Raw genomic sequence first — 13,574 nt, 5'->3', positions numbered from 1 at the left:
AACGCTGATTATCCATATACCTACGTAACAGTTCTTAGAAAATCAACGTCTTGAGCTCATTATAGTCGAATTATCGGCAAATCTTAAATTTGCATTAGTTTTTTATTCTAAGACCAATCTTCCTACACAGCCGCAAATAAATTCTCCTCGCCCATATGTTAGAAATTAGACGGCTTTGCCCCAGCAACTTGCGATTTACTGACTTAAAGTGAGGCATTTGTTAGAATTCCCCCAAATTCATTTGCTTTTGAAAATCTATGTCTGTCACGCATACCCCCATGATGCAGCAATATTTACGCATCAAATCAGAATACCCTGACATGCTCTTGTTTTACCGGATGGGTGATTTTTATGAGCTTTTTTATGAGGATGCCAAACGGGCAGCTAAGCTCCTAGACCTAACCTTAACCCACCGGGGCCAATCTGCGGATAAACCGATTCCCATGGCCGGTGTCCCATATCATGCCGTAGAAAATTATTTGGCCAGATTGATCCGAAAAGGCGAATCGGTTGCCATTTGTGAGCAAATTGGCGATCCAGCAACCTCAAAAGGACCTGTTGAGCGTCAAGTCACCCGTATTATTACTCCAGGAACGGTCACTGACGAAGCACTCCTTGACGCAAAAAAGGACAACATTTTACTCGCTATTCATGGGGACAATAAGCAATATGGCCTTGCTTGGGTTGACTTAAGCGGGGGGCGTTTCCATTTATTACAAGTTAAAGATGAGGCACAACTTTGCGCAGAAATTCATCGGTTGCAGCCTGCTGAAATTTTAGTCCAGCAGTCGTTGCCTATTGGCCAATTCACCGTAAAAATTCGCCCGCAATGGGAGTTTGATTTAACGCGCGCCCGCCAACTTTTGTGCGGGCAATTTGGAGTTAGCAATTTAACTGCCTTTGGTGAACAAGAGTGTGCTATCGCCTTTCCTGCTGCCGGTTGCCTATTAACTTATTTACAAAGTACCCAACGGCAAGCCTTGCCTCATTTAACCCATATCACTTTGGAACAAAATGAGGATTATTTGCAATTAGACGCTTCGACCCAAAAACATCTGGAATTATTTGAAAACAACCAAGGCGGCCGAGAAAATTGCTTGCTCGCCGTTCTTGATTATACAGCATGTGCGATGGGAAGCCGTTTACTCAAACGCTGGCTTGGCAGGCCTCTCAATCAACCGAACCTCATTCGGCAACGTCAAAATGCAGTGAGTGAACTCATTGAGAAAAATCAAGCAGCCCTTCTCCATCCCCTGTTAAGACAAATTTGTGATGTTGAGCGTATTGTCTCACGAGTTGCTTTGAAATCAGCAAGACCCCGTGATCTTGTCCAATTACGGCAAACGCTGGCAATCCTTCCTGAACTTAATCAAATCATTGAACAAAATAAATCGAGTCTGCTCAGTGAACTAACTAACCATCTAGTTGCACAACCCGAGCTCCAAAACCTTCTCAATACTGCCATTGTTGATAATCCGCCAATGCTTATTCGCGATGGTGGGGTAATTGCCCCTGGATTTGATGAAGGCCTCGATGAATTGAGGGCATTAAACGAGAATGCGACAGAAAAGCTCATCGAATTAGAACATGCAGAAAAACAACGTTCTGGCTTGTCGACATTGAAATTTGGTTATAATCGCGTGCAGGGTTACTACATTGAGTTATCACGTAATCAGTCAGAAAAAGCACCTTTAAATTATCAACGTAAACAAACTTTAAAAAATGTCGAACGCTACATCACACCTGAACTTAAACAATTCGAGGAAAAAGTACTTTCTGCGCAAGTGAAGGCGTTAGCACGCGAAAAATGGCTGTACGACAATTTACTGGAAGAGATGCAGCAATATATCAAACCGCTCACCCGGTTAGCCCATGCGCTCGCCCAACTTGATGTACTGGCAAATTTTGCCGAACGTGCACAATCACTCAATTGGAGCTGTCCCGAATTTATTACCCAAGGGGGCATTCATATAGTACAAGGCCGCCATCCAGTGGTTGAGCTTGCTTTGCAAGAGCAATTCATTGCTAATGATTTAGATCTAAACAGTAAAGAAAACATGCTGCTAATTACAGGACCCAATATGGGTGGAAAATCGACTTATATGCGGCAAAACGCGTTAATCGTACTGCTGGCACATATAGGCAGTTACGTCCCTGCAAAACAAGCACGGATAGGTCCTCTGGATCGCATTTTTACTCGCATCGGTGCCTCAGACGATTTGGCCTCAGGCCGCTCCACCTTTATGGTGGAGATGACCGAAACCGCCTACATTTTACGCCAGGCAACAAATAAAAGCTTAGTACTAATTGACGAAATTGGCCGTGGGACAAGTACCTACGACGGCATGGCCTTAGCGTTTGCCACTGGTGTTTATTTGGCTAATACCATTAACGCCTATACTTTGTTTTCTACTCATTATTTTGAACTCACCCATTTACCAGAACTCTTCAATCGCATTCGGAATATTCATTTAAAAGCCACGCTGACAAACAATGGCATTGTGTTTCTCTATCACGTGGAAGAAGGGCCTGCTAATCGCAGCTACGGCTTAGAAGTAGCCCAATTAGCAGGAATTCCCAAAGAGGTATTGCAACTTGCCAACCAACATTTAAATCAAGTCCAATCACAAACCGAAAAAAAAACCATTGCTGTTGAACAGACTTATTCAGCAATCATGCGGGAACTGGCAAAAATTGATGCCGATAACTTATCGGCTCGCGAAGCACTGGAGTTCGTCTATCACTTAAAGGCACTGGAAGCCAATGCAGTAACAGGGCTTGCATGAACAAGACACGCTTTCTTTTTATTGTCTTCCTGCCATTATTAATGGCCGCAACCAAAATGAATTTTTATATTATTGGTGTGAAAGGAAAGCTATTAACTAATATCCAATCGCGTCTAATGGAAATTGAACAAACCAAATCCTTAAACCAAGAATCTGATGAAACGCTTAAACAGCAAATCACACAGGCAATGCAACCTTACGGCTATTTTAAACCGCAAATTACGCTAAGAAGACAGCCCTTACAAATCCAGATTGATCCTGGACCTCAAATGCTAATCACGCAATTAAACATCAATCTTAAAGGCGAAGGAGCAAATAATTCCGAAATTAAAGCGACCTTAAATAAATTGCCGATAGCACCTGGCCAACCTTTAAATAGCGCCAAGTATGAACAGGCTAAACAAATGCTGGCGGATGCGGCTGAGCAACAGGGATATTTACATTCGTCTTTTGAAAAAGCAGAAATGCTTATCGATTTAAATCATTATACCTCGCAAATTGTTTTGGTGTTCGATACAGGGCCCCAATATTACTTTGGCCAAGTTAAGTTTGATCCTACTAATATTTCAACAGAATTATTACATCGATATGTCCCTTTTAGCTTCGGTCAGCCCTACTCCACGGATCAAATCCTGGCATTGAACACACAATTAGTAAGCAGCGGCTACTTTCGCAGCGTTGCAGTCAAACCGCAAATTGGGGGCTATAAGCGTGATATCCCCGTCCATGTCCATTTACAGCCGATTCCCCGTACGAGCTATTCTTTTGGTGTTGGCTACGGTACAGACACAGGGCTGCGTGGACGAGTTGGATACCATATTGTTCCAATCAACCGTGCGGGACATAAATTGAATTTGATTGCGTTAGGCTCTGTTGCTCAAAGCGCGCTAAAAGCCCAGTACGTTATACCCGGTAAAAATCCAGTGACTGATCAATACCAAATTAGCGGAAATTTATCTGCTTTGAATTACGATTCAGGATACAGTAAATCCTCTTTACTCTCTTTCTCGCAGCATCATACTTTAGCTAATTTTCAGCGCGTTTTATCCATAAATGCCCTTTATGACGATTATCACTATTATCGCAAGCCAAATGAGAATAAACGTGCAATATTCCCGAAAGCAAGCTTTACTTGGCTTAAAACCCAAAATAATCTTTTTTCTCCCTCAGGATACAACATCACGGTTCATGGGCTCGGGGCGAGTAAGGCATTTCTTTCAAACGAAAATTTTGTCCAAGCTTCAATCAATGCAAAAGCTGCTCTTACCGTTCCTCTCATTCGTACCCGTTTCTATTTTCATACTATTCAAGGTATCACGCAAATTAGGGACATTAACCAATTACCCCTATCACTTGCCCTATTGTTGGGAGGTGCCGAGAATTTAAAAGCCTATAAGTTTAATTCCATTGGCCCGGGTAAAATTTTGACCTACAGTGGCCTAGAAATCCAAAAAGAAACCAAAGAAAATTGGTATCTAATCGGCTTTTTTGACAGTGGCGATGTTTACCGGCCAAACCTTAGAAACCTAAAAAATGATATTGGTATTGGCCTTATGTGGGTATCGCCAGTGGGGCCTATCAAGATAGGTATCGCCCAAGCAGTAGGCACCCATCATAGTCATCATGCGAAACGTCCGAAATTTGTGGTTAACATGGGACCAGATTTATAATGCGCTACTTTCTTACTATTATAAAATCGCTTATAAAAAGTTTAGTTATCCTTTTTATTTTATTAGGAGTTCTGTTTCTTTTTTTGCTAACTACTACACCTGGTCTTTTTATTACTACACAATTGGCGAAAATCACTTTACCTGGCAAGCTGACTATTGAAAAACCACAAGGCAGGCTAATTGATGATTTTTCTTTTACCCACCTCAATTATCAAGGCGTGCAATTGGTGCTTGATTGCGAAAATTTTAACTTAAAATGGCAGTGGCGATCCCTTTTAAACCGTCGATTATTGATCGAGGCTTTTCACGTAAAGATGTTATCTATAGAATTAAAAAATAACAAAGATAACTCGGAAGAAAAAAAACAAATTACATTACCACTTAATATTGAAATTAAAGAGGCTTTAATTGATAACCTAAAAATAACAAAAACCGAAAACAGTTATCAATTTTTCAACCTTAAATTAACAGCCAATATAACCAATAAAATCTGGCAATTCAATAAACTTAGCTTTACTTTTTCTGATATAAATTTTGCAATTTCAGGACATGCTCAACCCACTTTACCTTACGCAATATCAGCCAATTTACAATTAAAATCACAGAAACTTGCTCAAAATATTAAGGGTTTTTTAAACTTAGGAGGAGATATTTCCCTCTACTATTGGCATGGCGAAATGCTTAAACCTAAAGGGACAGTAATTAACGGTACACTTCGCTATGGGAAGGAAATACATCATTTAGCCACTTGGCGTCAGTTTATCTGGCCTCTCGATAAAGAACAAATGCTCGCAAGCAGCGAGGGCAGGCTGCAAATTGACGGCACTATTCCTAATGTGAATGTTAATCTTGACGCCAAACTCTCGTCGCCCATTCGTGCTGATATCCAATTTACTGGCCAGACCACAAAACAATCACTGCAAACCCAAAGCACTATAAAATTAGCCCAGGGGGAGATGAATGTGAATGTCGCTTATGATGAAAAAGCAGCACCTAAAATACAAGGTCAAATTCTTGCAAAATCAGATGAATTGACAGGGACAGACCAACCTATTCAGCAGCTTAAATGGAATACCGCTTTTAGTGGAAACTCACTGGATAATTTATCGTTAGACTCCGCGTTAACAACACTGTATTTTGGCAAGGTTCTTGCGGCAACGCTTCATTATCAAAATCACCAGTTTAATGGCCAAGCTTCTTTGGGTGTAAATCAACTTCAAATCAAGGGATTATTCCCCTATCAATGGCAACTTCGAGCAATAATCCCTACCCCTTCATTGCTACATCCTAATCTTAAACATTTGCAAACTGGATTTGATGCCAATGCCTCAATTACTAGTCCTGCCAATGGCGAGATGAATATAACGATTCAGCCAGGAAAATATCAACTTTCTGATGAAGATTCAGCAGCCGTTTTACCATTTACAGGCGGCCAAATTCATACAGATTTAAATCCTAGCCGCTTGCAAGTCGAAGGAAATTTAATTCTTGATCAATATAAATCCCTTAGATTAAATCTTGAATTACCCCGATTTCGGTTAAACGAAGGCCTGCCTGCTAACCAACCCATTAAAGGTAATTTAAATTTGAACGTAAATTCCTTAGCTTTTCTGGAAAAATTCAGTAATGTAGCGAGTAATATTGAGGGCCAATTAAATGCTTTGCTCAATCTGAGCGGAACAATAAACAACCCGGTAATAGAAGGGGCACTTAATCTCGATAAAGCAAAACTTCTTATTCCTCAGCTTGGGCTTAATTTGAATCCCATCCAGATTACTTTTCAAAACCATAATAAACGCTGGACTACCCAAGGCGCTATTGCATCGCAAAATAAGATCCTTTTGTTAAAAGGTAATGGTGATTTTACCCCAGAAATGACCGGATCTCTTTCTTTAAGCGGGAATGATTTTCCACTCATTAAAACAGATGAATATACAATTAATTTATCACCCCAATTAGCTATTCATTTTAAACCAAATTCAATTGATCTCACCGGACGAATCTTAATTCCCACTGCTCAAATTAAACCACAAACTTTTACAAGCACGACAAGTTTATCCGAAGACGCCGTTTTTATTGGTACAAAACCCGCTTCACCGCCTAACCCGCTTCATCTCAATACTGATATTTACTTGGATATGGGAGAGAATGTTGCCATTGATGTTAAAGGTCTACGTGGATTTCTTACTGGTAGTATCCGCCTGCTCCAATTACCGCAAGGCCCCCTAAATGCAAGCGGCGAACTGAATGTTCGCGATGGAAAATACCAAGCTTATGGTCAAGATTTAGCAATCGATCAAGGCCAGCTTATTTTTACTGGAGGATCCATTGATAATCCAGGAATCAGTATTAGGGCTGTTCGTCGTTTTAACAATTCAAATGCCTCTTTTTCAGGTTCCAATCAGTTGTTCGATTTCAATTCAGCTAACTTACAAAAATTAGATTTTGGTACTGAGGTTACAGTAGGCATAAATGTGAGCGGCCGACTGAGCTCACCGAAAATTCAGCTGTTCTCTGAGCCTTCCACATTGTCGCAAGCAGATATTTTATCCATGCTTTTATTAGGAAAACCCGCAAATCAAGCTAACCAGGCAGGCGGCCAACTCCTCTTGAATGCCATTAGCTCAATGAAGCTGGGAGCTGGAACAAGTGGTACGCAATTATTATCTCAATTGAAGCAGACTTTAGGTGTAGATTTGAATATAAAAAGCAACACCAAGTATAATCAGCAAACTAATGAAATCACCGAATCTAACTCTGTTATGGTAGGAAAATCGCTAACCAAGCGGATTTATGTAAGTTATAATTTTGGGCTGGCCCAGGCTGATTCGAATGTATTTACCTTAACCTATTTATTGAACAAATTTTTAAGTATTCAAGTTAATGCCAGTCTGACAGCCAGCGGCGCTGATTTGCTATACACGCATCAAAAGGAATAAATATGTCCAATATTCATCTCCCCCTACGTTTAAGACGGCTACGTCTTAACCCTGCGGTAAGAGCTTTAGTGCAGGAAACCCATTTACATCCGCAGCAATTTATTGCGCCATTATTCATTGCTGAAACACTTGCCGGCAAACAAGAGATTAAAAGCATGCCAGGTCAATTTCAACTGGGGTTAGATAACTTACCAGCCGAGATTGATCAACTTTCCGAAGCTGGGGTTAATGCTGTTTTACTTTTTGGTATTCCTGCCCACAAAGATGCCATTGGCAGTGCATCCTTAAGCTCAACAGGAATTATTCAGCAAGCTGTGCGTGTTATTCGCGAAACCAATAAAAACATGCTGATTATCACTGATGTTTGTTTTTGCGAATACACTGATCACGGTCATTGCGGCGCTCTTCACGATGAAAAATTGGACAATGATAAGACCTTAGAATTACTGGCTCAACAAGCAGTAAGCCATGCCGATGCAGGTGCTGATTGGGTGGCTCCAAGCAGTATGACTGACGGGATGGTAGCGGCTATTCGGCAGGCTCTGGATAAGGCTGGACATTCTGACACGGCAATTTTGAGTTACGCTGTGAAATACTGCTCAAGCTTCTATGGCCCCTTTCGCGAAGCTGCACAAGGTGCACCTAAATTTGGTGATCGGAAAACCTATCAAATGGATCCAGCAAATTCTAACGAAGCATTAAGAGAGGCTGCTCTTGATTTAAAGGAAGGCGCTGACCTGCTTATGGTAAAACCAGCTATGGCTTATCTTGATATCATTTATAAGGTAAAACAACATTTTCCCGAAGTACCTTTATGTGCTTATCAGGTCAGCGGGGAATACGCCATGCTAAAAAATGCGGCAGCTCAGGGTTTGCTTAATGAGGAACAAGCAATGGTAGAAAGCCTGATAGCAATCAAACGGGCAGGCGCCGATCTCATTATCTCCTATTTTGCCAAGGACATTGCTAATTTTTTGAAGAAACAGTCAACTTAAGAACTATTAATTGGAGTCCAAGATAAACATTTTGTTTTTAAAAAAGACAAATTTAGTTAATCCGCTACGCGACCTCAAATGAAAATGTTGTCTCGATAATAACATTCCCCTATAGTAGTGCCCCGTTGCCTTGTGCTTATGACTAAATACAAGGCAAACGAATCCTTTTGTAATGGAGTTAATTTTATGAATCGAATGTTAAAAGGCCTTGTTGTCACTGCTTTAGGGTTAAGTACAACTGTAGCTTTGGCTAATCCAACTAATTTAGTTATTCGAAATACCACTAAGGTGGAAATGAATGAATACATTGATGGAATTATTCCTGCGATACCAACTCCACCTGAAAGTAAAGGCACTGTACCATGGAACTTGATTCGAATGGCATGTTATGGTCATACGGTTAATAACAAATGTTCTGCTTTAATTAAGCTCGCTACCGACACCAACCGGCCCTTCAATCTTGGAACCATTACTATCGACATAGAGACAGGCGAAATTAGCCCGAAATCGATCACTGGACCAAAAGGCTACAAATTTACTGTCACAGGTGCTGGTGAAGCGACTTTAACAGTATCAGCTCAATCTGTACAAAGAAAAGCGCACTAGTTTAAGACGCCTAAGTTTGAACTTATTAATTAAGCTTTGGAAAGCGTAATGGATAAGAGCTCCATACTGGATTAGGCACAATCAGATTTGAGCACAAGTGCGAGAACAGATGGTCAAAACGCAGCGCTGTCTACGTAGATAGATTTGTGGCATTTTTTATCGCAAGATGGGCCAAATATGGCCTTTTCCTTTTGGGGTTAATCTATTAGTAAAACTACAAGATAATATGCTGGGTTGCAAAAGAACCTTCAGATTAGCCTTTAAAAGCAATAAAAAAACCACGCAAATGCGTGGTTTTTTTATTGTCCTAGAAATCACTTAGTAGGCACAACAGGGGCTGGTTGGTCAAGAACCCAAACTGCCTGGATACCCAGCAAATCAGCACGCGCTTTAATGCCAGCATTAACATTATAAGTGCTGCCTGATCCTACAGTATCGGTACGATTCACTTTATAATGCCCAGCAGAGAATAGGTGTGTGTAACCGAAATCAAAGCCAACTGTGGGTTGTAATTGATAATGTGCACCAATTGAAGCAGCCCAACGGCTAGTATCTGGTACACGGATATCCCTGAAAGCATCCCGGGTGGGTGTCTGATCCCAACCACCGCCTACCCGCAGCATTAACACATCTGTAAGCTGGTAGTTAGCCCCTAAAGCAAAACGCCAGGTGTTGCGATAAAACTCTGTCGTTGCGGAATTAACAAGCACTTGACCTACTTGAGGAGCATAAGCCGCAACACGTTGTAACTCCAGCGTTCTTAGGGTATTCCAGCCTGTATAAACTGCAGAACCTAAAAGCGCGAGTCTGCTATTAACATCTTGATATGCGCTTAAAGTTGTAACAGCTGGGAATATTACCTTATTACTCGTTAACGTATCACTCCAGAATATTGCTTCACCATCTGCGGCCAATATTGCATTTTGTGAGAGCGTAGGACCTAAGCTAGCTAAGCGCCCTTGCAGACGGCTGAATCCGTTGAAACGGTGCCTAACCTGTGATTGGTAGTTTAAACCAATACGCGTGTGATCTTGATTAAATAAAGCCATACCTCCGGCATGGAATCCGACACTGAATGTATGCCCTTTGTTGTAGCTTAGAGAATCAAGAAACATGGGTAAATTAAAGCGCTGTAATAAAGTCGGGGCTCCCAAAACGCGATGGAATCTAACCCTTGCATACTGCAAGTCGATACCTAGACCAAGAGCAAGGTGCTCGTTTAACCGTCCGCCAATTTCCGGGGAGACGTCGGTGGTCACTAAGTTACTTGTAGTTGCTGCATAGCGTAATGGACCGGAGCGATCCCATTGGGTAGCCAAGCCGAAAGGCGCTACGACACTTAAACCAAAAGCAAAGTTCTGACCGAAAGGAAGCGCATAATGGAACGAAGGAACGTACCCTGTTTTCCCCCCATTTAAGCGATTAAATGTTTGGATATAACTTGGCATTCCTTGTGAGGCAAATGTGCTAGTACCTGACAATTTAGCCGAGGGAAATACGGTTACTTCACCAAATACGAATTCTTGCTTATGAAGTAAGGAAAGGCCTGCTGGGTTATACCAACCCGTTGAAGCGTCTGCCGCTTCAGCAGCAATGCCTGCAGCATAGTTACCGATCGCAGCCGGACTACTTTCAGTGTACAGGGAAAAGCTCCCCGCGTTAGCGGCATTATTTGCCATCACCGCCAAGACGGCTGCACTGGCGATGGTTCTTATGGGTCTTTGCATGCTCTTCACTCCACACTCCTTACCTGAAAAAATACATCCCACGATGTTGCAAAAACAGAGAGTGATGATAAATGAATTCAAGCGCTTTTCAACCGCTTAATGAAAAAAAATTTATTAATGAAATCATAAAAATCCATATAAAATCCAATATGTAATTATTTAGATCATGATGGTTAGTAAATACCTTTTATGGAGTGAGTAATGCCATAGGATTCACTTCTCGAGTTCTGCTTGTCAATGGTCTTTAATCCATGATAATGTGTTCTTTTTTTGCGCGGACTTTTGATATGCAACAGGTTGTTACAAAATTTGGCGGAACAAGCGTTTCTTCCTTACAAACTTGGGAAAATATTGCAGAAATTACAAAACAGCATAGAGCTAATGGTGTGCAACCTGTCATCGTCTGTTCAGCGCTCACACAAGCTTCAAATAAGCTTGAGAAAGCAATCGAAGCAGCACTTCTTAATCAACATCAAAACATAGAAGCCGAAATTGCCCAGGGTTATGTAGAACTAGCTGAAGCCCTGCAAGTCCCTTCCGAATTAATCAACGCCGACTTGGAGCAGTTAAAGCAATGGCTAACAGGTATTGCCCTTTTAAAGGAAGCCCCTGCTAAAACCCGTGCTCAAATTTTAAGCCTAGGTGAACTCATGATGACCCGCCTAGGCCATGCTTTCCTTCACAATAGGGGGATTAAATGCTTGTGGCTTGATGTGCGCGAGGCCCTCGTTTCTACCCCTATCCCAGGAGGCGATTCCGTAAACTATCTGGCTGCCCGTTGTAATTCGGAACCCAAACCTGAGCTGAAACAAAAATTAATTGACAGTGGTGCTGATGCCATCATTACCCAAGGCTTTTTCGCAGCTAATCCGCAAGGGGATACTGTACTGTTAGGAAGAGGGGGTTCTGATACTTCAGCTGCCTTGCTTGCAGCACTTTTACAAGCAAGTATTTGTGAAATCTGGACTGATGTACCGGGTATTTACACTGCTAACCCTCATCAATTACCTAATGCCCGTCTTCTAAAACAACTAAATTATGATGAAGCGCAAGAAATTGCATCGATGGGTGCTAAAGTTCTACACCCTAATTGCCTGCCGCCAGTACGTAGGGCTGGAATTCCTATGGTCGTTAAATTCACGCGTATGCCAGAACATTCCGGCACCCGCATTTCTAAAGAAAGCGATGAAAAAGCCCCCCCAATTAAATCCATTCAGGTTAAAAACAATATTATCCTGATCTCAATTGATACATTAAACATGTGGCAGCAAGTAGGATTTTTGGCCGATGTTTTTACTGCATTTAAATTACATGGCTTTTCGGTTGATTTGCTATCATCCTCAGAATTTAACGTCACACTCTCTTTAGACAGCAACGCTAAACTCCGTGATCGCTCCGCTTTGGATGCATTGCTAGCCGATTTAAATCGATTTGGCCGCGCTAAACTTATTGAACCCTGCAGTGCGGTAAGCTTAGTTGGTCATCACATCCGCACCGTACTTCCGCAATTAGGCCCAACCCTTGAAGTGTTCGATGCCCAGCAAGTGTATCTGATGTCTTTAGCTTCAAATGATTTGAATTTGACCTTTGTCGTCGATGAAGGCCAGGCCGATAAATTATGCCAAAAATTACATGCCTTATTAATTGAAAATAATCCTCAAAGTTTTTATTACTCCAAGAGCTGGCAAGAAGAATTTGGCAATGGCGGATCAAGGAATAAACCTTGGTGGGAAGTCGAACGCGAGCGCTTGCTTGACCTTGCAGCCACAAACTCACCTTGCTATGTTTACCATCGGCCGACTCAAATTGCCAAAGCGAATGAATTGCTTAGCTTAAAATCAATTGATCAATTGTATTACGCGATCAAAGCAAATCCTAACCCAGCGCTTTTACAAACCCTGTACCAAAAAGGAATCGGATTTGAATGTGTTTCACTTGAGGAACTTAAGCATGTCTTAAGCACCTTTCCACAGATAAACAAGCAACGCATCCTCTTTACCCCTAATTTTGCCGCTAGAGAGGAGTATGAGTTTGCTTTTTCTTTAGGGTGCCATGTGACAGTAGATAATCTATATCCTTTGGAGAATTGGCCCGAGATTTTCAAAAAGCAACACATTTTAGTACGAATCGATCCGGGTTGTGGCGCGGGTCATCACAGATATGTCTGCACAGGGGGCAATGAATCCAAATTTGGTATTCCGCACACTGATTTATCAAAGCTAATTCCATTAATTGAACAAAACCATATTAAAGTCATCGGACTTCACTCCCATTCTGGTTCAGGCATTCTAACTCCTGAGCTCTGGCAACAAGCCGCGCTGATGCTCACTTCCTTACTTCCTCAATTCCCCGATGTGAAAATCATTAATTTGGGGGGTGGATTAGGTATCGTTGAAAAGCCTGGGCAACAAGCTTTGGATTTAGCCGCATTGGATGCCTCGCTTATGGCTGTTAAATCAAGTTTCGCAAATTTGGCATTTTGGTTAGAGCCAGGTCGATTCTTTGTTGCTGAAAGCGGTGTCCTTCTTGCTAAAGTGACGCAATGCAAAGAGAAAGGTAAAACCCGTTTTATTGGTATTGAAACGGGCATGAATAGTTTAATACGCCCTTCTCTTTATGGTGCTTATCATGAAATTGTGAACTTGACTCGATTGAATGAAGAAAAAGCTGACTTTGCGCACATTGTTGGCCCTATTTGTGAGTCGGGCGATACTTTAGGCTATGATCGGCCCATGCCTAAAACGCAAGAAAAGGACATTATCCTGATAGCAACCGCTGGAGCTTATGGACATAGTATGAGTTCAAATTATAATCTCAGGCCACCTGCACAAGAGATCATACTGGATTAACC

Annotated in this window: 7 protein-coding genes; 6 read left to right on the top strand and 1 reads right to left on the bottom strand. The window is 41.7% G+C overall.

Going from position 1 to position 13,574, the window contains the following annotated elements; genetic code table 11:
• Positions 1-257: 257 nt before the first annotated feature.
• The 5 genes from mutS (at position 258) to LMI_RS04865 (ending at position 8,996) form a co-directional block, all read left to right on the top strand.
• Complete coding sequence (mutS, locus tag LMI_RS04885; protein ID WP_045098795.1) at positions 258-2,786, top strand: DNA mismatch repair protein MutS; 2,529 nt, start codon at positions 258-260, stop codon at positions 2,784-2,786.
• The gene (locus tag LMI_RS04880; protein WP_045098794.1) at positions 2,783-4,456 is read left to right on the top strand and encodes an autotransporter assembly complex protein TamA; all 1,674 of its coding nucleotides are present in this window, start codon (positions 2,783-2,785) and stop codon (positions 4,454-4,456) included. The genes mutS and LMI_RS04880 overlap by 4 nt, the downstream gene beginning before the upstream one ends.
• Positions 4,456-7,395, top strand: coding sequence for a translocation/assembly module TamB domain-containing protein (locus tag LMI_RS14835; protein WP_052679453.1), 2,940 nt, complete (start codon positions 4,456-4,458; stop codon positions 7,393-7,395). Before LMI_RS04880 ends, LMI_RS14835 begins: the two co-directional genes overlap by 1 nt.
• Positions 7,396-7,397: 2 nt before the next feature.
• Complete coding sequence (hemB, locus tag LMI_RS04870; RefSeq protein WP_045098793.1) at positions 7,398-8,390, top strand: porphobilinogen synthase; 993 nt, start codon at positions 7,398-7,400, stop codon at positions 8,388-8,390.
• A 186-nt stretch (positions 8,391-8,576) separates the two neighbouring features.
• A complete protein-coding gene (locus tag LMI_RS04865) occupies positions 8,577-8,996 on the top strand; it encodes a hypothetical protein (RefSeq protein ID WP_045098792.1) in 420 nt (139 codons plus the stop codon).
• Positions 8,997-9,310: 314 nt separating this feature from the next.
• On the opposite strand, the gene LMI_RS04860 is transcribed toward LMI_RS04865, so the two are convergent.
• Positions 9,311-10,732, bottom strand: coding sequence for an OmpP1/FadL family transporter (locus LMI_RS04860; RefSeq protein WP_045098791.1), 1,422 nt, complete (start codon positions 10,730-10,732; stop codon positions 9,311-9,313).
• Between the two features lie 278 nt (positions 10,733-11,010).
• On the opposite strand from LMI_RS04860, the gene LMI_RS04855 reads away from it, so the two are divergent.
• A complete protein-coding gene (locus LMI_RS04855; protein WP_045098790.1) occupies positions 11,011-13,572 on the top strand; it encodes a bifunctional aspartate kinase/diaminopimelate decarboxylase in 2,562 nt (853 codons plus the stop codon).
• The last annotated feature ends 2 nt before the right edge of the window (positions 13,573-13,574 follow it).

Source organism: Legionella micdadei (assembly GCF_000953635.1).
In the GTDB taxonomy this organism is placed as follows: Bacteria; Pseudomonadota; Gammaproteobacteria; order Legionellales; family Legionellaceae; genus Tatlockia; species Tatlockia micdadei.
The sequence above is the reverse complement of the archived record's forward strand: the minus strand, read 5'-3'. Positions and strand labels throughout refer to the sequence as shown.

Bases quoted from the DNA above. Each gene is read 5' to 3' on its own strand.
- mutS (WP_045098795.1), top strand. From the start codon at position 258: ATGTCTGTCACGCATACCCCCATGATGCAGCAATATTTACGCATCAAA.
- LMI_RS04880 (WP_045098794.1), top strand. From the start codon at position 2,783: ATGAACAAGACACGCTTTCTTTTTATTGTCTTCCTGCCATTATTAATG.
- LMI_RS14835 (WP_052679453.1), top strand. From the start codon at position 4,456: ATGCGCTACTTTCTTACTATTATAAAATCGCTTATAAAAAGTTTAGTT.
- hemB (WP_045098793.1), top strand. From the start codon at position 7,398: ATGTCCAATATTCATCTCCCCCTACGTTTAAGACGGCTACGTCTTAAC.
- LMI_RS04865 (WP_045098792.1), top strand. From the start codon at position 8,577: ATGAATCGAATGTTAAAAGGCCTTGTTGTCACTGCTTTAGGGTTAAGT.
- LMI_RS04855 (WP_045098790.1), top strand. From the start codon at position 11,011: ATGCAACAGGTTGTTACAAAATTTGGCGGAACAAGCGTTTCTTCCTTA.